Source organism: Argonema galeatum A003/A1 (assembly GCF_023333595.1).
Taxonomy (GTDB): domain Bacteria; phylum Cyanobacteriota; class Cyanobacteriia; order Cyanobacteriales; family Aerosakkonemataceae; genus Argonema; species Argonema galeatum.
Genome location: NZ_JAIQZM010000004.1, coordinates 220538 through 240059, shown reverse-complemented (window position 1 = coordinate 240059; position 19522 = coordinate 220538). Strand labels below are relative to the sequence as shown.

Here is a 19522-nt window from a genome sequence, read left to right as displayed (position 1 = left end):
AAATGTCTCAAGGGATCTCGTTCAGAGTCCAGTATTTGTTAACTGTTGCCATAACCTCCACAAATTTAGTGAACGTAACTGGCTTAACAATGTAGCCTGCTACATTAAGGTTATAGGCTTCCAATTTATCTTTCTGTTCATTGGATGTCGTCAGCACAATGACAGGTATTGTTCGCAGTTCCGGGTCAGCCCGCAATTCTCGCAAAAACTCAATTCCACCCATTTTGGGCATATTGAGATCGAGTAATATCAATCGCCGATTCGGGGGTATGAGTGGTGGCTTTCCACCGTCACGCAGCATGAATAGAGCTTCCACCCCATTGGCCGCCACGTAGAGTCGATCGGTGATGTTATTTTTCTCGAATGCTCGTTGCACGATCATTACATCAACATCATCATCATCGACAAGTAAAAGGTTTGTCAGTTTGTCATTGGTCATTGGTCATTGGTTATTAGTCAGTTGTCAGTTGTCAGTTGTCAGTTGTCAGTTGTCAGTTGTAATTAATTATTTTTTGACTTTTGACTTTTGAATGAGTGACTTTTCTAGCCCCTAGTTATTATTTTGGCCAAGTAAAGCGAAAGGTGGCTCCCCTATCTTGATGAGATTCTAACCGGACGCTCCCCCCTTTATCTTCCACAATTTTCTTCACCAGAGATAGCCCGATGCCTGTATTCTCAACCCGATCGCGCGGTACGAGGGTTTGGAAGATCGCAAATACTTTCTCATGGTATTGAGGATCGATACCAGGCCCATCATCTCTAACGACAAATTCGTAGAAGTCACCTCGATCTTGTACGGAAATCTCTATGTGTCCGTCGGTGCGGTGATGGTGTTTGATGGCGTTGCTAATGAGATTGGCGAACACTTGTTCTAGGGGCAACGGCTCCGTAGCGAACACCGGCATTTCCGACTCCACCGTTATGGTAAATGTGGGTGGTGGTGCCAGAGAATCGATGATATTTTGTAACAAAGTGCCTACATCCACTATTTCCTTAGACGTTTGTACCCTTCCTACGCGGGAATAAGTGAGGATACCTTCAATTAAACCTTCCATGCGGTGAACGCGCCCCCGCAATAAGTTCATTTGGTGTCTGGTGTCCCCGGTGAGCAAGTCTTGTAGGTCTTCTTCTATCCATTGAGAGAGGTTAGCGATCGCACGCAGGGGTGCTTTCAAGTCGTGGGAAACAATATAGGCAAACTGGTCGAGTTCCTGATTGCGCTTTTCCAAATCCATATTTGTTTTCGCCAAGACAGAACTCAGGCGATCGAGTTCGTTGGCCCTAGAGCGCATAGCTTCTGCCGCTGATTTTCGCTCAGTTTCGCTCTCCCGCAAGGCAGCTTCTGCTTCCTGGGATTCGCGGTAGAGGCGGGCGTTGTCAACGGCTAAGGCAGCACGACAGGCAAGATCCTCTGCCAACGCCAAGTCTGACGCACTGTAGTGACGCCCTGACTTATCTGAGACAAACGTGATTGCGCCCAGGGTTCTAGAGCGCGCAATCATGGGCACAACCATAGCCGATGAGAAACCGATTTCTCGCATTATTGCCAAGTGTTCGGCATCGCGGGCTGTAGTAACGAGAAGCGAGTCGGGTATGTCGGGATACAACTCGGATTTACCCGATCGCAATACATTTGGAACACCATGTCGATCGTTGAGATCGTGGGGGTAACGTTCCTGCAACTCTTGCGCCCACTCAACTTTTGAAGGGTCTACATGAGCTACCGCTAACCGCCGGATTGAACGTGATTGGCCACTCTTAGAGTTTTGAGTTGAAAAATTACCCTGCCCCTCTGCCCCTCTGCCCCTCTGCCCCTCTGCCCCCCTGCCCCTCTGCCCCTCTGCGACTCTGCTTTCTTCTTCCCAGACATCCACAGCACACCAGTCGCCCACAGTAGGAACCGCCAGACGTACCACCCGCTCAAGTGTGGTTTGGTAATCGAGCGAACTTGCCAATTCCTTGCTTGCTTGGGACAGAAAACGCTCAGCTTCCTGAGTCTGTTTCTGAGTGTCAATATCTGTAGCTGTACCTACCCAAGAAACAATCTTTCCTTGTCTATCGCGCATTGGCATCGCCCTGCCCAAGTGCCAGCGATAAGAGCCGTCCGATCGTCTGAAGCGATACTCAACTTCACAACAAGAGCCTGTTTCCAGGGCTCTCCTCCAGTCTTCCAGACACCGGACGCGATCGTCTGGATGCACTACTGACTGCCAGCCCCAGCCTTTGCTTTGCTCAATAGTAGTTTCTGTATAATCAAACCACCGCTGATTGAAGTAATCCACAGCACCATCCGGTTGTGCTGTCCAGACTATAAGCGGCATGGCATCGGCCAAGTTGCGGTAGTGTTGTTCGCTTTGACTGAGCGCTTCTTCTACCTGTTTGCTTTCGGTGATATCCAATCCCACACCAATCATCCGCACCGCCTCGCCGGTTTCGTTGCAAAAAACGCGACCGTATGCTTCTATCCAGTGGACGCTACCGTCAGGCCAAACAATGCGAAATTCGATATTGTAATTTTCTTTATGCTCGACTGCACCAGCTATTGCGTGCCTGACAAATTCGCAGTCCTCAGAATGGACGCATTCGAGAAAAGCTGCAAAGGTACCTTTAAATGTGCCAGGAGCAAGGCCGTGTAAGGGTTCAAGCGTATCTGACCATTTCACTTCACCTGTGAGGATATTCCAGTCCCAAATACCCATGCGGGTGACATCAAGGGCAAATATCAGTTGGTCTTGGCTCGCTTGTAAAGCTGCCTGTTTCTGCTGTAGTTCTATTGCTTTAGCTAATATATTGGCTAGAGCCTTGACAAAATTAACGTCGTCTTCGCTGTATTTCCGTTGCCTGTTTGTGCAGGCACTCAAGATGCCCAAAGGTTGCTCTTGACCCTCAATGACTGCGCTTATACCACTCACCACACCATGAGCGTGCAGAAAAGCTAAAAATTCTTCTTCCTCTTCCCCTCTACCCACCTGATTTTGCCCAAGTTCGATAATTACGGGCGTACCCGAAAGCAGTTTATTGACTGCTTGTTCATTTTCGGCTAAAATCCTCTTGCTTACAATATCTTTTTGCCAACCCACACCCGCCCTAACAATAAATCCTTCATCTTTTTTTAACAGATCCAAAACCAGAGCGTACTTAACACCAAGAGTCTGGGTAATCAAATTAACCGCTTCGTCTAGTAGGCTTTTCATGTTGCTCTCTGCCAGGGCAAGTTGACTGGTTTGCGCCAGGGCTGAGTGGTCTAGCAATTGCAATCTGAGTTCTTCTTCCACCTGCTCATTCCTCCCTTGCTTGTCGCGAATTATACTAAAAACAACCCGCCAGCCCAACAACCTTGCCTAAAAAAGTAAGCTCGACGGGAAAAGTGCGATCGTTTTGGCCAAGACAAATAATTTCAAAAGTATATCTAGCAGGGAACCCGCTATACTCATACCAGTAACGGTTGAGATAGGTGGTTAACGGCGATCGGCAGAAAGCGACAGCGAGCGTGCCCTTGAATTCGTGGCATCATCTTCCGATGTCCAAAACCATTCAACGGCAGGTTAAGGAAATCACGTTGCACTACTCTGCTGCTGACAGAAAAGTGAAAATGAGAGGTAAAGCTTTTAAATTGTGGCTGGTTGGCAAGGTAATGGCTCGCGATCTTAAAATCCAAATACGATCGAAACAACCAAATAATTATCGGCTTGGTAGCAGCATCGCTATTGTTTCTAGGCAATAGCACAAGGATGGGCATTAAACTATCTTTATAGTGTCAATCTATCGAGATTTCAAAAGTCCCTTCCCCTACCAATGGGTGTAATTTACCTAAACCTCTGGAAAGATTTGTGATTTGTTGGTTTGGCAAAAGTTCAAAAGTTAGAAAATGGGAACGTTGACAGTCAGCACCTCGCTCTCTCATAGACGAGGCTTAGTGCCTAACTATGTGAGATAGCTGACCAGACTCAGCATCTTAGGGTGCTACGTTATCGGCAAGCGTTAAAGTTCCTATTCCGGGATGCGTAGCCAGTCCCGCGACCCTAGAACCAGATGGTTAAACAGTTCTACGAGAGGTAAGACAGTGCCATCAAAGATAGTACCGACCGATAACTTTGTCGAGGCTAACATTACTGGGGCAGCAAGGCGATTCCCGGCATACAGGGAAAGGGATAGATACTGCTCCTCTATCTATCTCCCCCAAAAGGGGATTGCGGTTAAAACCGCTTGAGTCGTATTTCATCCGCGCTTTAAAAAGACGCGGTTTCCATACTTCCACGAGATTTGAGATGAAAGAAATTCGCGTTGCCCTCATTGAAGATCATGACCTCACCCGTGTGGGGATTAGGACAGCACTACAACAGCGAGAAGAAATTACTGTTGTAGGCGAAGCCGCAAATGGCAATGAGGGATTAAAGCTGCTACTGGCAACGAAACCAGATATTGCGATAGTTGACATTGGTCTGCCAGACATGGATGGGATTGAGTTGACCAGGCAGCTAAAAGCATCTATAGGAGAGGATAGGCAAGGCCCAAAAGTCTTGATTTTGACATTACAAGACAACCAAGAAGCTGTACTGGCGGCTTTTGCAGCTGGGGCCGACTCCTATTGCATGAAGGATATCAGTTTTGATAATTTGCTAGAAGCGCTGCGAGTGACCCAAGAAGGGAACTCGTGGATCGATCCCGCGATCGCAAGGATTGTACTCAAGCAGACTCGTCAAGCAGCCACTGCGGCAACATCGCCGTCAAGCAGTGGCATCGAAGCAGCTAACTCTAAAACTGTTGCGATCGCAGCAACGGAACCAGAGTACAGTCAAATGCTGGAAGCTTACCCCTTGACAGATCGAGAATTAGAAGTCTTACAACTGATTGTGGAAGGCCACAGCAATGCCGCGATCGCTGACAAGCTCTACATTACTGTAGGAACTGTCAAGACCCACGTCCGCAATATTTTAAACAAACTCTGTGCCGATGACCGTACCCAAGCCGCTGTCCGTGCCTTGCGCTCCGGGTTAGTGGGATAATTAGCTAGTTTTGTCATTGGTCAATAGTCAATAGTCATTGGTCAGTAGGGGCTGTCGCATTTATGGCTAAAAACTTAGGGATTTAGTCAAAGATTATTTACACAAATGTTTCGCCCCTACATTGGTCAAGAGTTATTGGGAAAAAGCAGATTGGTTATGGGGGTAATGACTATTGACCAATGGCTAATAACTAATGACTATTGACTAATGACTAACTTGCAAGTGGAGTAGCAAATGAGTCGGGGAGATGGCAGCAAACTCAAACTCATGGTGGTGGATGACGAACCTGATAACCTCGATTTGCTCTACCGGACTTTTCGGCGTGACTTTCAAGTCCACAAAGCCGAAAGTGGGCCAAGTGCCCTAAACGTACTGGAAAAAGAAGGTGAAATGGCCGTGATCATTTCCGACCAAAGAATGCCCCAGATGAATGGGACAGAATTTCTGGGTCGAACAGTAGAGCTATTTCCAGATACGATTCGCATCCTCCTGACCGGCTATACGGATGTTGAAGATTTAGTAGAAGCGATAAATTCAGGCCAGGTTTTCAAGTACATCACCAAGCCGTGGAATCCGGCAGAACTAAAAGGGGTAGTTCAACAAGCCTCGGAAACATATCACGTCCTCAAACGAAGAACCAACGAACTGCGCCGCGCTTTGCAGCGAGAAACCCTGTTTAACGCTGTCACCAGCGCCATCAGGGAATCGATCGACTATGCTAGTATGCTGCAAAGAATTGTAGAAACGATCGGACAAACTTTTGGAGCTAATAGTTGCCTTCTGCGACCAGTAGAGAGCGATCGCTTACTAGAGGACATCTTTCTCTACAAAGCTCCCGACGCAGAAAGCACCAGCATCCCTGACTCGCTGCTGCAATCGGTCGTAGAAAGCCGCAAGACACAAATTGTCCAAAGCGATGACAATGGCAACAGCTCCTTAGAACTGGTCGTCCCCCTGATCTGCCAGCAAGACCTGCTCGCCATTTTGTACATTTATCAGCAAGGCATCCGCTCACCCTCCTCTCCCGAAGACATTCAGCTGATTGAAAGCGTCGCGGAACAAGCCGCCCTCGCCGTCTCCCAAGCCAAACTGTACCAGCGTACAGTCGAACTAGCCCAGCAGATGCGAGCCGAACTAGAAGTGGCTCGCCAAATCCAAAACAACCTGCTGCGCCAGAGTTGGCCAGAAGTAGAAGGCGTAAAGGTGCAAGCCTGTTGTTTCCCAGCACGAGAAGTGGGGGGCGATTTTTTTGAAGTCTTTGTCCACCCCAAAGGAGACATTTGGCTAGCAGTGGGAGATGTCTCCGGCAAAGGCGTCCCAGCTGCTTTGTTTATGGCTAGTGCTATTTCGGTGATGCGACGAGAACTATCTCAAGAAAATCCGCCGGAGCCGCACATTGTCATGCAAAATCTCAATAGTGGCCTGTCAGACGATCTTGTGAGCAACAACTGTTTCATCACGATGGTTCTGGCTTGTTACACGCCCTCGACAGGTCAGTTGGTCTACGCCAATGCTGGCCATATCTATCCCTTAGTTTGGTCTTATCAAGACGTGGCTAAAAAGATAGAGGGAATTGAACCCAATTTCCTTAAAGTTCGGGGCGTTCCACTGGGCATCCTACCCATCTGGAAAGCCGCTTCTGGCAATATCTTATTAAAGTCTGGGGAAGCACTTTTATTGGCGAGCGATGGAATCACCGAGGCAACCGTCACCCCGGAAATAGTAAAGCCTGGAGATGTCGCTAGTAGCGGACAGAACCCGGTTATGCTGAAACAAGAAGGTCTCTGGGAGCTGCTTATAGAAGAGTCGGGTCCTTTAGACTTGACAAATTTATTGGCTCGCGTCAGGGGACAAAACCAAGTTCAGGAAGACGACCAAACAATACTCTCTCTGGAGGTTCTGTAGTCAATGAGAACGGAGCTGCATATTCCCAGCGACTTAAAGTTTTTGACGATCGTGGAAAACTGGCTCCTGGGCTGTTTGGAAACAGAGTTAGGCGATACGTCAGTAGACTGGCCTCGCCTCTCGAATCGCCTGCGTCTGGCCTTGGTGGAAGCTTACTCGAACGTGGTGCGCCACGCTCATAGGGATCAACCGAATTTACCAATCCTGATTCGGTTGGAACTAAAAGAAGGCGATCTTGCCTTGGAAATCTGGGATCATGGCAAAGGATATGACCTATCTACTTATCTGCCACCCAGTCCAGAGGATAAGCAGGAAAGTGGTTATGGCTGGCTAATCATGAATCGGTTGATGGATCGGGTTGAGTACCGCTTACAGGTAAACGGTCGCAATTGTCTTAAGTTGGAAGCAAATTTGCCAATGGTAACTGAGAAGCGATAAGGTTCCTCAACTTTCCTACCGTTATTGCGGCAATTGAGCTTCTCACGATCGAGCTGTTCACTTTAACAATCGGGGTGCATATTGCTAGCCAAAAATATCACAACTTGGTGGAACAGCCACTAAGCAACAATGTGTATTGCAGCTAAAAGCAGTTTGGGTAAGATCGCAACTGTTGACAATACCCATTGTTAATTTTTTCCTGACTCTACTGGTTAACAAAAAGATCCTAGCGACGCAGCTTTAACAACTCCTGGGGAGAAGCTAAGAGTTTGATGGTGGCTGAGAAAATTTGCCGCTGTGGATTGAGTATCAATACCCAACTGACATTGACGCCAAAAACAGGTGTCTGTACCTTTCCACTTACCTGAAACTGAATGTAGCCATCTTCAAGGCTCTGCTCAATGCCTTCGCGGGGATAAAGTTGCATCCCTTGAGCTTCTTGTTGCAAGTATGCCGCGATCGCATCTGGCCCCACCACCGGCGATTCAAATGGCGGCAGCATCGCCCCATCAGCCGCAAACAAAGCAGCTGTTCCCTCAAAATCGCCCGCATTCAACGTCTCGAAATAACCTAGTATCACTGGTTCTGTGACACCCGCAATCGTTAAATTTAGGCGATCGCCAGACTGTAAATTTGAAGGGATAACATCGGCTGTTTGCATAGGAATTCCTGTTTAGAGAACCTCAAGGTTAACTGGGACAACTAGACAAAATTGAGTTTGACCGCGATCGCAAACATTAAACAAATTAAACAAAAAAAGCAGGTCGAAACCTGCTCCCGAAGAGGGATTTTGCCTAACCTTGGCAGAATCCTACAAAATGGCGATCCCAATAGACAGATCCAGAAATTAAAGGTGCGTTACCTGTAACCCTTGTAGAGACGTTGCATGCAACGTCTCTACATTCTTTGAAAGGAGATGTCTAATGGAAGTGGTCAACGCCACCTTTCTATTTACGAGTGAGGTTTAGCAGTTCTTTGGGAGACGCCAGCAAGTCGATCGCTACAAAGAAAATCTTGCCTTCGCGATCGAGTAAGAACCGCCACGCCATGTTCATCAGAACGTTGGCCCCAAACCAAGGAGTTTGTACTTTGCCAGTAATTTTAAACTGCTTATAGCCATCTTCGATGCCCTCGGATATGCCCTGTTGCGGCATCATATTGAGTCCTTGCGCTTCTGCACGCATATATGCGGCGATCGCCTCACGACCAACAATCGGCTTCTGGAAAGGCGGTTGCAGCGCACCGTTTTCAGCAAATAGAGCAACAGCAGCCTCAAAGTTGTCGGCGTTCATCGCTTCAAAATAGCTCATTACCGTAGGCTCTGTGACCCCCTCAACGGCGAGCGTAGTAGGCGCAGGGGTGGAACGTGCGAACAACGGTTCAGGAGCTTTTGGAGAACTACTGGGGGTGAGGGCAGGATCGAATCCCATGTCTAGTACGGTATTACGCAGTACTGTGATTTGCTGACCTGGATCGATTTTCTTAATTGTTTCCAGTACTGCTGTGGCATCATCAGACATTTGATAGCCAGGGGGGATAGGAGCGACGAAGCCCTTCTTCATCATCTCTCCTAACTCATACCAGAAAGCCAGCTTGGTGTTGACACTGAACCCCGCGTAGGAACGGCTGATGGGAGTGTCGGTACGGCTAGCAAGATCGCTCATTGTTTGCGTTTGTTGTGCAGCAGGCATTTGCTTAATTTGGTTTAGAATGCCTTCTGCTAGTTGCAGGCGTGCCGCTCCAGGAGCTGCGGGAGTGATTGAACGGCCTAGTTCGGTGTAGGCATACCACAGTAATGCCAGTTGATCCTCGACGCTGAGCCGATTGAAGGCTGCCGTGGTATCTGGAACAGCGCTAGCAATTTGAGTGCTAGGAAAAATTGCTTGAGCCGACTCGATAGTGTAGGTCATGCGTACAGAGAGATTCTTGTTGATAATTACGAATCCAGTAGGTTGGCTTCGTGAATCTCTTCTCCTTAATTTCCATTGTGTAACTTTTTTTACCAAAATGTAAAGATATATTTACATATCAAATAGTTTTGAAACTATAATTAATGATTGGGGATAGTTGCGATCGCTATCACTGAACTTTTTCTCAGCTTGTGCTACAAAAGTTTATCGCCGGTCAACAACCCACCACTAAATCGGAGTACCGATTATAGTAGGGGCTTGAAAGAGTCGAGTTGACCAGACTCAGGTAGCAATACCTACGTTAGTGGAAAGAGTTCAAGTTCCTACCTACGGATGCGACGCCAGTCTGTAGCTCTAGAACCAGGTGGTTAAACAGGTCTAAAGGGTTAAGCCAGTGCTGCTTGGAAAGTACCGACCACTAACATTGTCAAGGCGAACATCACCCCAGTAATGGGAGGGGGAGCAATCCCCAAGAAATTAAACGCCCTACCGAGGCGGGTCAATCACAGAACAATATCGGTAGCCTCAATCCTGTAATGCCAGCGGGTATGCCAAGAAGTTTCACCACTTTTGAGGCGCAACGGTTTCCTCATCGACCTTATGAATAGTTATGCCACTTTTACCCTGCCCTCCTTTTCCTCTCACCGCCAAACTGAGTACAGTTTTGGCGGGAGTCTCCAAGGAGGAAGAAAGATGAAAGCGCCAATTACTAGCATTCAGGTAAAGCAAAAAGCCTTAGAGTTGGGATTCCACAAGGTTGGAATCGCCACTGTAGATACTCAAGATCGATCAGTATCACAACGATTGCAGGCGTGGCTGGCGCTGGGATACCAAGCTGACATGGAATGGATGGCGAACCCTAAGCGGCATGATGTCCGCTTGGTAATGCCAGAAGTGCAGTCTATAATTTGCGTCGCCCTTAACTACTACACAGATCACCAGCGTCCCGAAGGTCAAGAATACGCCAAAATCTCCCGTTACGGCTGGGGACGCGATTATCACAAGGTTTTACATAAAAAATTAAAAGCGCTGGCTAACTGGCTACAAGAACCAGGAGAAGGGATTCAAGCTCGTTATTACGCCGATACAGGGCCAATTCAGGAGAAAGTCTGGGCTCAACGTGCCGGAATTGGCTGGATTGCCAAAAATGGTAATGTAATTACGCGGGAGTATGGATCTTGGGTATTTTTAGGCGAAATATTAACTAATCTGGACTTGACACCCGATCGCCCTCATACTGAACATTGCGGTACTTGTACTCGTTGTATGGATGCTTGTCCCACGGGTGCGATCGCACAACCTTTTGTAGTAGACGCCAACCGCTGCATTGCTTACCATACAATTGAAAATAGAGCAATAGAGTTGCCGGATGCGATCGCTCCTCATCTCGAAGGCTGGGTTGCTGGTTGCGATATCTGCCAAGACGTTTGCCCCTGGAATCAGCGGTTTGCCTTCATAAGCGATGTTACGGAATTTCAGCCTTATCCTGCGAATTTGGCTCCCAAACTCGCCGATTTAGCTGAAATCTCCGATAAAGATTGCTCGCAGCAGTTTCCTGCATCAGCACTGCGGCGAATTAAACCAGAAATGCTGAGAAGGAACGCCCGCACTAGCCTTAAGGCGTCACAATGAAAGAGACTGGGAAAGGCAAAAGTAAAAAGTAAAAATTTCTTTGTTGGCACGATTGACTTTTTTCCAATCCCCATGCGCCAATGGACCTAAGTTAAGGGAGACTCTGCCTCCTGTATCCCAGCTAAATAAGCGTGCCATTCCCCCAATCCCCTTGCCAAAACTATGACTGTAAAAGTTATTATTTTTGATTTTGATGGCACGGTTGCCGATACTTTTGACGCTATTGTGAATATTACTAATCGCTTAGCCCATGAATTTGGGTATAAGCAAGCGAGTCCAGAAGATATCCTTAGATTCAGAAATTTGACATCAAGGGAAATTATTAAGCAGTCTGGTGTGTCTATCCTTAAATTGCCTTTTATTATGAAAAGGCTAAAATTTGAATTAAATAATCAAATTGATTTATTAAGGCCAATACCAGGAATTAAAGAAGCTCTTTTAGAGTTAAATAAAGAATCAAATAAACTGGGAATAATAACTTCTAACGATAAGACAAATGTCATAAGTTTTTTGCGTAATAATAATTTTCCAGAAATATTTGATTTTATTTATTCAGGAACCACTCTTTTTGGCAAAAGCAAAGTGATCGACAAATTTTTAAAGCAAAACCAACTGAAAAGAGAGGAAATTATTTATGTAGGAGATGAAACTAGGGATATAGAAGCTGCCAAAAGAAGTCAGATAAAAGCGATCGCAGTAACTTGGGGTTTCAATGCCAAAGAAGTTTTAGCTTCTCAAAAACCAGATTTTTTAATCGACCACCCCAATGAACTGATTTCCGTGATTCAAGAGTTGCAAAAACTAGCCCAAATTAAAGATTAAAAAGTAACAAAACTACTTGGCTCTTCCTTGCTTACTATGCTGTCTTCAGAGGGGCAGAGGGGCAGAGGGGCAGAGGGAGAAAAATGTTCTTTTTTATGAACAAAAGCATAACAACAATGACTAACGACGGCTTTTTCGGGTTGATGGTGAAAAATGTTCGTTATGTTACAGATTTGGCGATGGTGGGTTACGGGACAAAAAATAATAGCAAAAAACAGCAAAACTTTCAAGATTGTATGCGACGCAACCTTTTGAGCTTCAGCAAGCCCCCTGTCAAAAACCTCAATCGGGAAGTGGGAAAAATTTTCAAATTAGCATTGTTCAAACTTACTGAACACCAGTGTCTCAGATCACTGTTTTAGAACGGGCTTGCTTGATAATATATGAAGTCAATCCCTTGAGCGTCTTCAAAAGAAAAACCCGCAAACAGTGCTAGAGGTGAAACCGCCACCTAGCAAGCCGCTCAGTGCAGGCGACCCATGCGTTGCCCTTACACAAGCGTCTTAGCTTGGCGATCGACCGCGCTGGGGGTGAAGGTGGACGCCAGCGTCGCAAAGCTTAAATTTTAAGCATCCCGCCGCCTTGAGCACCCTTACTGCCCCCAGTTTCGAGTTGCCCGACCTTCATGAAGAACAGAACCCCAGACTGCTATGCTGTTTAAATTAAGTAAAAAAATGATGGCTTCGGTTGCATCTGAATAAGTAAAATGAGAGTCTGTTGAAGTGGATGGCAGCGGTGACGATCTCGTGCCACGTGGCGCTTCCTTCAAAATGATGGGAAAGAAGCGTACAAAATGCTTCAAATGCAGCGCTGGGGTCTGATTGCACAAACGGTCGAAGATGTAAAACCTTAATAAGGGACTGCTTGAGGAAGGAAAGCGAGCAACACCCATGTCTATTATGCAAAACCAATTTACGATTCACTTCTGGGGCGTCAGAGGTAGTATCCCATGTCCAGGGCCACACACGGTACGCTATGGCGGCAACACACCTTGTGTGGAAATGCGCGTGGGTGGTAAACGCCTAATTTTTGATGGTGGCACCGGCTTGCGAGTTTTGGGGCAATCCCTCCTGTCGCATATGCCCTTAGAAGCATATATGTTTTTTACCCACTCCCATTGGGATCACATTCAGGGATTTCCCTTCTTTATACCAGCCTTTATTAAGGGGAATTGCTTCCATATCTATGGAGCAAAGGCTCCCAATGGTGCCACCATCCAGCAGCGCCTCAATGACCAAATGCTGCACCCAAATTTTCCTGTGCCGCTACAGATTATGGGAGCCCAGCTCAAGTTCTACGACCTGGACATGGCAAACACGGTTGAACTGGAAGATGTCAAGCTGGAAACGAGTCTGTTGAACCATCCGGGGGAAGCTATAGGCTACCGAATCAACTGGCGCGGCTTTGCAGCAGCTTACATCACCGATACAGAACATTATCCAGACCGCCTGGATGAAAACGTTCTGCGGTTGGCTCACAACGCAGACGTGCTGATCTACGATGCCACCTACACAGATGAGGAATACAATTCGCCAAAATCCAGCAAGGTGGGTTGGGGACACTCTACGTGGCAGGAAGCGGTGAAAGTCGCCAAGGCAGCTAATGTGAAACAACTGGTAATTTTCCACCATGACCCGCTACACGACGATGATTTCTTAGATTTAGTGGGAAAACAGGCTACCCAGATGTTCCCCAACACGCTGCTGGCAAGGGAAGGAATGACCTTAGAGATAGTACCGCCATCTGTATCTCTACCCGAAGACCTACAGGAGGCTAAAGTAACTGCTTAATTATTTGTCAGGTGTGATTTGTCAGTAGTTCTGAATCAATGACCGATCGCCGATGACAAATTTTAAAATTACGCTAGAGCCTAATTTGTGTAAAAATGTAAAGCGTGCGGGTTACCTCATCGCTAAAAACTGTTCTAACTCCAACTGCTGTTGCCCTGGGAAACTTTGATGGCGTACATCGAGGGCACCAACAGGTTGTCAAACCCGTATTGCCAGAATCTGTAGTTGCTCCAATAGCTCCGGCGTTTCCACCAGAAGGAAATCTTTGGCGGTCGGATAACAAGCTTCTGGATAATACTTTCAGTGAAAACTGGGATTGCACTGACAAGGAGAGTGTCAGCGGACGCCCTTATGCAACCGTTGTCACCTTTAATCCCCATCCTCAAGAGTTTTTCACGGGGAAAACTCGATTTTTGCTGACACCCCCCAATGAAAAGGTTCGCCAGCTGAGCTTTCTGGGTGTCGAGCAGTTGGTCATGCTGCCATTCGATCGCGAAATGGCCGCTCTAAGTCCGCAAGAATTTGTAGAAAAAATTCTCGTGCAGCAACTAGCGGCTGTGCGGGTGAGTGTGGGAGAGGATTTTTGTTTTGGACATCGGCGATCTGGGACATCTGACGATTTGCTCTTCATCGCCGCCAAGTATGATGTGGAAGTAATTATCGTGCCAATTCATAATTCCGAAGGCGAAAGGATTAGCAGTTCGATTATCCGCCAAGCCCTCCAGTTTGGAGAGATTGAGCGGGCGAATCAGCTGCTGGGTCGGTCTTACACCCTCACAGGTTCGGTAGTGAAAGGTCAGCAGCTGGGCAGAACTCTGGGATTTCCTACCGCCAACCTGCAACTGCCCAGCGAAAAGTTATTACCCCATTTTGGTGTCTATGCTGTGCGAGTCTTTATTGAAGAGGCGACTGGGGACTGGGAACAAGGAACAGAGGAGCAGAAGAGTGTCCGAGCGGGAGAGTGTCCGAGCGAGAGAGCGGGAGAAAATGTACATAATAATTCCCCCCACTCCCCCTCACCCCCAATCCAGGGCGTCATGAATATTGGCTGCCGCCCGACCGTAAATGGCAACAGTCCAACAGTTGAGGTTCACCTGTTAGACTGGTCTGGAGATTTGTATGGGAAAACCTTAACGGTAAGCCTAGAAAAGTTCCTGCGGCCAGAACAAAAATTTGCTTCCCTAGACGCGCTAAAACTACAAATTGAAGCCGACAGCGCCACCGCTCGATCGGTACTAATAGGTAATTTTAGATTTTAGATTTTAGATTTTGGATTTGGGATTTGTTTTGAACAATTACTAATATGAGAAAACCGATCGAGCTACTTACAGAAAATCTGAGTCGTACCATTGTCGGCAAAGCCGATGCCATCCGCTTGGTAATAGTAGCCCTCCTCTCTGGTGGACACGCCCTCCTCGAAGACGTGCCAGGAGTTGGCAAAACTTTACTGGCAAAATCTTTGGCCCGATCGATCGACGGACGATTTCAACGCATTCAATGCACCCCCGACCTACTTCCCACCGATATCACCGGCACCAATATCTGGAATCAAAGCACCGGCCAATTTGAATTTCTGGCTGGGCCAGTATTTGCTAACATTTTACTAGCAGACGAAATTAATCGCGCCACGCCCCGCACCCAATCCGCTTTGCTAGAAGTGATGGAAGAACGGCAGGTAACGGTGGATGGTGTAGCCCGCTTAGTTCCCAATCCGTTTTTTGCGATCGCCACCCAGAACCCGATCGAGTATCAAGGCACCTTCCCCCTGCCAGAAGCGCAGATGGATCGCTTTACCCTATGCCTGACACTTGGCTATCCAAGCGAAGTAGAAGAACTGCAAATGCTACAAAGGCTTGGTGATGGCGTCACCGTTGATGAGCTGCAACCGTGTATTTCTCCAGAGGATGTTTTAGAGTTACGGCGTCTGTGTGCGAGAGTGAAGGTGGAAGCGCCCTTGCAGCATTACATTCTCAATTTAGTGCGATCGACACGGGAAGATGAAGAAATTGCCCTCGGCGTTAGCCCACGCGGCACAGTCGCCTTACAAAAAGCCACTCAAGCCCTAGCTTTTCTTTCCGGTAGAGATTACGCTATTCCCGATGATGTCAAGTTTCTAGCGCCTTACGTACTTTCCCATCGCCTGATCCCATCAGGAGGACGGAAGGCGAAAACCATTGTAGAGCGTTTGCTTGCTAGCGTGCCAATTCCGTAGGGGCTAGGGGCTAGGGAAGAGGGGCTAGAGGCTAGGGGCTAGGGGAAGAGGGAAGAGGGAAGAGGGAAGAGGGGAAGATTTGACTAAATCCAAAATCCAAAATTGACTAAATCCAAAATCTAAAATCTAAAATCCAAAATTATTATGTCGCGGCGTCTACAGCAGCAGGTAAGGGCAAAATTTATACAACGATGGCAAGATTGGCGAATCGGCTACGTAGCATATAAAAAATCGCCCATCGTTGTGTTTATGTTGCTCTTAGTCTGGAGTATAGCTTTAGGGTGGGGATTTACACTGATAACCCAACTTCCTGGTGAAACTCAACCAGCGGCTGAAATATCTCCTACAGGCACCGTTGACCTTGTACCCGAACGCTATCAACTAGGGCAAGAACTTTACCTAAAAAACTGCGCCACCTGCCATATCGGCATACCGCCAGCAGTTTTGCCCACCGAAACCTGGCGAGATATTCTCCAAGATGAACAGCACTATGGCAAAAAGCTGACCCCGTTAATAGACCCAGAACGACTGCTAGTTTGGGAATACCTGCGAACCTTTTCCCGGACGCAAACAGCAGAGGAAGAACGGACGCCCTATCGAATCGCTCAATCTCGCTATTTCAAAGCGCTCCATCCCAGAGTCAAACTACCCCAGCCCGTCACAATGGGGAGTTGCCTAAGCTGTCACTCCAAAGCGGATGGATACGATTTTCGCAGTCTCACCTCAGAATGGCAAAACGCCCCATGACGGTGAAAAGAATTTTAGATTTTAGATTTTAGATTTGTTTTGAATTGACAATTTAAAATCCAAAATCAGGAAATCAAAGGAAAGGGAAGATTTGTTTGATTTCAAATCTCAAATCTGAAATTTACTCCCACAACCTACTAGACCATATTTTTTTGACTTTTGACTTTATTACCCACTCCCCCTACCATGCTAAAAACTTTGCTGGGCGATCCAAACGCTCGTAAACTCAAACAATACAAACCTTTCGTTGCCGACATCAACGTATTAGAAGAAATAGAAGCCCTTTCCGATCAAGAGCTAATCGGTAAGACAGCCGCATTCAAACAACGCCTCGCCAAAGCCAAAACCCTCACCGAAGAGAAAGAACTGCTGGATGAAATCCTCCCCGAAGCATTTGCCGTAGTCCGGGAAGCAGGTCGCCGCGTCTTGGGAATGAGACACTTTGACGTGCAGCTGTTGGGCGGAATCATCCTCCACAAAGGACAAATCGCCGAAATGAAAACCGGCGAGGGCAAAACGCTTGTAGCCACCCTCCCCGCCTACCTAAACGCCCTCAGCGGCAAAGGCGTACATATCATCACCGTCAACGATTACCTAGCCAAACGAGACGCCGAATGGATGGGGCAAATCCACCGCTTCCTGGGATTGAGCGTAGGGCTAATCCAATCCGGCATGGCCTCCCCAGAACGCCAGAAAAATTACCAGTGCGACATCACCTACGCCACAAACAGCGAAATCGGCTTCGACTACCTGCGGGACAACATGGCCACATCAATGTCAGAAGTGGTGCAGCGTCCCTTTAACTATTGCGTGATTGACGAAGTTGACTCAATCTTAATCGACGAAGCTCGCACCCCCCTGATTATCTCAGGACAGGTGGAACGACCCAGCGAAAAGTATATGCGTGCGGCACAAGTAGCATCAGCGTTGAACAAAGAAGACCATTATGAAGTAGACGAAAAAGCTCGTAACGTCATCTTGTCCGATGAAGGATTTGCCGAAGCCGAAAAACTCTTGGAAATGAACGACTTGTACGACCCCAACGACCCTTGGGCTCACTACATTTTTAACGCCATTAAAGCCAAGGAATTATTTGTATGCGACGTAAACTATATTGTCCGCAACGACGAAGTAGTAATTGTGGATGAATTTACGGGTCGCGTACTCCCAGGTCGGCGTTGGAGCGACGGATTGCATCAGGCTATAGAGGCGAAGGAAAGGGTTGAGATTCAACCGGAAACGCAGACTCTGGCTACTATTACTTATCAAAACCTTTTTCTGCTTTATCCCAAATTAGCTGGTATGACCGGCACCGCCAAGACAGAAGAAGCAGAATTTGAAAAGATTTACAAGCTGGAAGTCACCATTATCCCGACAAATCGGACTACAGGTCGGCGAGACTTGTCCGATGTAGTGTATAAAACAGAGCAGGCGAAATGGCAGGCTATAGCAGATGAATGTGCCCAAATGCACGAACTCGGTCGCCCAGTCCTCGTAGGTACTACCAGCGTCGAAAAATCGGAAGTTCTCAGTTCCTTATTGCACCAGCTAAAAGTTCCTCACAATCTCCTCAACGCCAAACCAGAAAATGTGGAGCGGGAGTCGGAAATCATCGCCCAAGCCGGACGCAAAGGCGCGGTGACGATCGCCACAAACATGGCTGGACGCGGCACGGATATCATCTTGGGCGGTAACGCCGACTACATGGCGCGGCTGAAATTGCGAGAATACTTCATGCCCCGGATCGTACAGTTAGATGAAGAAGAATTTGCACTCAAGAGCGTTCCTGGGACAGAATCCGACCGTGGTGGCGGCGTCGGCTTTGCACCCGGTAAAAAAGTGAAGACTTGGAAGGCGTCTCCACAAATTTTCCCGATCGAACTTTCTCGCGAAACCGAAAAAATGCTCAAAGACGCCGTAGAATTCGCCGTCGGCGAGTATGGAGAACGCAGTCTACCGGAACTAGAAGCCGAAGACAAAGTAGCAGTCGCCTCAGAAAAAGCCCCCTCCGACGACCTCGCCATCCAAAAGCTGAGGTCAGTTTACAACTTAATTAAAGAAACCTACGAACATTACACCAGCAGCGAACACGAAGAAGTAGTACGTTTAGGCGGTTTGCACGTCATTGGTACAGAAAGACACGAATCTCGCCGGATCGATAACCAGCTGCGGGGACGCGCCGGACGACAAGGAGACCCAGGTTCTACCAAATTCTTCTTGAGTTTGCAAGACAGCTTATTGCGGATCTTTGGGGGCGATCGCGTCGCCGGTTTGATGAACGCCTTTAAAGTAGAAGAAGATATGCCGATCGAATCCGGTATGCTCACCCGCTCTCTAGAAGGTGCCCAGAAAAAAGTAGAAACCTACTACTACGACATCCGCAAACAAGTATTTGAATACGACGAAGTGATGAACAATCAGCGTCGCGCCATCTATGCCGAACGCCGCCGCGTCCTGGAAGGTCAAGACTTAAAAGAACAAGTCATCAAATACGCCGAAAAAACGATGGACGACATCGTAGATGCCTACGTCAATCCAGAATTGCCTTCAGAAGAATGGGAATTGGGCAAACTCGTCGGCAAAGTGAAAGAATTTGTTTATTTGCTTGCCGATTTGGAACCAAATCAACTAGAAGATTTGTCGGTAGGGGAAATAAAAGCCTTCCTCCACGAGCAAGTAAGGATCGCCTACGACCTCAAAGAAGCCCAGATAGAACAAATACAACCAGCACTGATGCGTCAAGCCGAACGCTTTTTCATCTTGCAGCAAATCGACACCCTCTGGCGCGAACATTTGCAATCGATGGATGCCCTCCGGGAAAGCGTCGGTTTGCGCGGCTACGGCCAAAAAGACCCGCTGATTGAATATAAGAGCGAGGGATACGAAACCTTCCTGGAAATGATGACAGCAATTCGCCGCAACGTCGTCTATTCGTTGTTCCAGTTCCAACCCCAAATGTAATAAAAGTCAAAAGTCACTCATTCAAAAGTCAAAAAAAATAAAGGGAGACTAAAAAGCAGAAAAGTAAATAAAAGTGAAAAGAAAAAAACTATTTTTTCT

16 protein-coding genes are annotated in these 19522 nt (G+C 47.4%); 11 read left to right on the top strand and 5 right to left on the bottom strand.

Annotation, left to right across the window (positions count from 1 at the left end; translation table 11 throughout):
• Positions 1–7: 7 nt before the first annotated feature.
• The 3 genes from LAY41_RS07200 to LAY41_RS07190 all read right to left on the bottom strand — a co-directional run bounded on the left by LAY41_RS07200 (position 8) and on the right by LAY41_RS07190 (position 3739).
• Positions 8–439, bottom strand: coding sequence for a response regulator (locus tag LAY41_RS07200; RefSeq protein WP_249095768.1), 432 nt, complete (start codon positions 437–439; stop codon positions 8–10).
• A gap of 118 nt (positions 440–557) precedes the next feature.
• Complete coding sequence (locus LAY41_RS07195; protein ID WP_249095765.1) at positions 558–3275, bottom strand: PAS domain-containing protein; 2718 nt, start codon at positions 3273–3275, stop codon at positions 558–560.
• Between the two features lie 155 nt (positions 3276–3430).
• Positions 3431–3739, bottom strand: coding sequence for a hypothetical protein (locus tag LAY41_RS07190; RefSeq protein WP_249095763.1), 309 nt, complete (start codon positions 3737–3739; stop codon positions 3431–3433).
• A 529-nt stretch (positions 3740–4268) separates the two neighbouring features.
• Between LAY41_RS07190 and LAY41_RS07185 the strand changes: the two genes are divergently transcribed.
• The 3 genes from LAY41_RS07185 (at position 4269) to LAY41_RS07175 (ending at position 7349) form a co-directional block, all read left to right on the top strand.
• Positions 4269–5006: a response regulator gene (locus tag LAY41_RS07185; protein ID WP_249095761.1), complete on the top strand. Its 738-nt coding sequence runs from the start codon at positions 4269–4271 to the stop codon at positions 5004–5006.
• A gap of 234 nt (positions 5007–5240) precedes the next feature.
• Entirely contained in the window at positions 5241–6911 is a 1671-nt protein-coding gene (locus tag LAY41_RS07180) for a SpoIIE family protein phosphatase (protein WP_249095758.1), read from the top strand.
• 3 nt (positions 6912–6914) lie between these two features.
• Complete coding sequence (locus LAY41_RS07175) at positions 6915–7349, top strand: ATP-binding protein (protein WP_249070627.1); 435 nt, start codon at positions 6915–6917, stop codon at positions 7347–7349.
• A 226-nt stretch (positions 7350–7575) separates the two neighbouring features.
• Here LAY41_RS07175 and LAY41_RS07170 read toward each other — a convergent pair whose 3' ends face one another.
• Both LAY41_RS07170 and LAY41_RS07165 read right to left on the bottom strand, forming a co-directional pair.
• Entirely contained in the window at positions 7576–8010 is a 435-nt protein-coding gene (locus LAY41_RS07170; RefSeq protein ID WP_249095757.1) for a ketosteroid isomerase family protein, read from the bottom strand.
• 286 nt (positions 8011–8296) lie between these two features.
• Positions 8297–9259, bottom strand: a complete 963-nt coding sequence (locus tag LAY41_RS07165) for an orange carotenoid protein N-terminal domain-containing protein (protein WP_249095754.1) — start codon at positions 9257–9259, stop codon at positions 8297–8299.
• Between the two features lie 693 nt (positions 9260–9952).
• On the opposite strand from LAY41_RS07165, the gene queG reads away from it, so the two are divergent.
• The 8 genes from queG to secA all read left to right on the top strand — a co-directional run bounded on the left by queG (position 9953) and on the right by secA (position 19423).
• Positions 9953–10891 (top strand): tRNA epoxyqueuosine(34) reductase QueG, encoded by a 939-nt coding sequence (queG, locus tag LAY41_RS07160; RefSeq protein ID WP_249095752.1) that lies wholly within the window; start codon positions 9953–9955, stop codon positions 10889–10891.
• Positions 10892–11053: 162 nt separating this feature from the next.
• Entirely contained in the window at positions 11054–11713 is a 660-nt protein-coding gene (locus LAY41_RS07155; protein WP_249095750.1) for an HAD-IA family hydrolase, read from the top strand.
• 95 nt (positions 11714–11808) lie between these two features.
• Positions 11809–12075, top strand: a complete 267-nt coding sequence (locus LAY41_RS07150; RefSeq protein ID WP_249095748.1) for a hypothetical protein — start codon at positions 11809–11811, stop codon at positions 12073–12075.
• Positions 12076–12603: 528 nt separating this feature from the next.
• A complete protein-coding gene (locus LAY41_RS07145) occupies positions 12604–13503 on the top strand; it encodes an MBL fold metallo-hydrolase (protein ID WP_249095746.1) in 900 nt (299 codons plus the stop codon).
• 104 nt (positions 13504–13607) lie between these two features.
• The gene (locus tag LAY41_RS07140; protein WP_249095744.1) at positions 13608–14762 is read left to right on the top strand and encodes a bifunctional riboflavin kinase/FAD synthetase; all 1155 of its coding nucleotides are present in this window, start codon (positions 13608–13610) and stop codon (positions 14760–14762) included.
• A gap of 44 nt (positions 14763–14806) precedes the next feature.
• The gene (locus tag LAY41_RS07135) at positions 14807–15715 is read left to right on the top strand and encodes an AAA family ATPase (RefSeq protein ID WP_249095741.1); all 909 of its coding nucleotides are present in this window, start codon (positions 14807–14809) and stop codon (positions 15713–15715) included.
• A gap of 144 nt (positions 15716–15859) precedes the next feature.
• A complete protein-coding gene (locus LAY41_RS07130; protein WP_338022948.1) occupies positions 15860–16462 on the top strand; it encodes a diheme cytochrome C in 603 nt (200 codons plus the stop codon).
• Between the two features lie 186 nt (positions 16463–16648).
• Entirely contained in the window at positions 16649–19423 is a 2775-nt protein-coding gene (secA, locus tag LAY41_RS07125; protein WP_249095740.1) for a preprotein translocase subunit SecA, read from the top strand.
• The last annotated feature ends 99 nt before the right edge of the window (positions 19424–19522 follow it).

Excerpts from the sequence above, each read along its gene's own strand:
- LAY41_RS07200 (WP_249095768.1), bottom strand. The coding sequence starts at position 439 with ATGACCAATGACAAACTGACAAACCTTTTACTTGTCGATGATGATGAT.
- LAY41_RS07190 (WP_249095763.1), bottom strand. The coding sequence starts at position 3,739 with ATGCCCATCCTTGTGCTATTGCCTAGAAACAATAGCGATGCTGCTACC.
- LAY41_RS07185 (WP_249095761.1), top strand. The coding sequence starts at position 4,269 with ATGAAAGAAATTCGCGTTGCCCTCATTGAAGATCATGACCTCACCCGT.
- LAY41_RS07180 (WP_249095758.1), top strand. The coding sequence starts at position 5,241 with ATGAGTCGGGGAGATGGCAGCAAACTCAAACTCATGGTGGTGGATGAC.
- LAY41_RS07175 (WP_249070627.1), top strand. The coding sequence starts at position 6,915 with ATGAGAACGGAGCTGCATATTCCCAGCGACTTAAAGTTTTTGACGATC.
- LAY41_RS07170 (WP_249095757.1), bottom strand. The coding sequence starts at position 8,010 with ATGCAAACAGCCGATGTTATCCCTTCAAATTTACAGTCTGGCGATCGC.
- LAY41_RS07165 (WP_249095754.1), bottom strand. The coding sequence starts at position 9,259 with ATGACCTACACTATCGAGTCGGCTCAAGCAATTTTTCCTAGCACTCAA.
- queG (WP_249095752.1), top strand. The coding sequence starts at position 9,953 with ATGAAAGCGCCAATTACTAGCATTCAGGTAAAGCAAAAAGCCTTAGAG.
- LAY41_RS07155 (WP_249095750.1), top strand. The coding sequence starts at position 11,054 with ATGACTGTAAAAGTTATTATTTTTGATTTTGATGGCACGGTTGCCGAT.
- LAY41_RS07150 (WP_249095748.1), top strand. The coding sequence starts at position 11,809 with ATGAACAAAAGCATAACAACAATGACTAACGACGGCTTTTTCGGGTTG.
- LAY41_RS07145 (WP_249095746.1), top strand. The coding sequence starts at position 12,604 with ATGTCTATTATGCAAAACCAATTTACGATTCACTTCTGGGGCGTCAGA.
- LAY41_RS07135 (WP_249095741.1), top strand. The coding sequence starts at position 14,807 with ATGAGAAAACCGATCGAGCTACTTACAGAAAATCTGAGTCGTACCATT.
- LAY41_RS07130 (WP_338022948.1), top strand. The coding sequence starts at position 15,860 with ATGTCGCGGCGTCTACAGCAGCAGGTAAGGGCAAAATTTATACAACGA.
- secA (WP_249095740.1), top strand. The coding sequence starts at position 16,649 with ATGCTAAAAACTTTGCTGGGCGATCCAAACGCTCGTAAACTCAAACAA.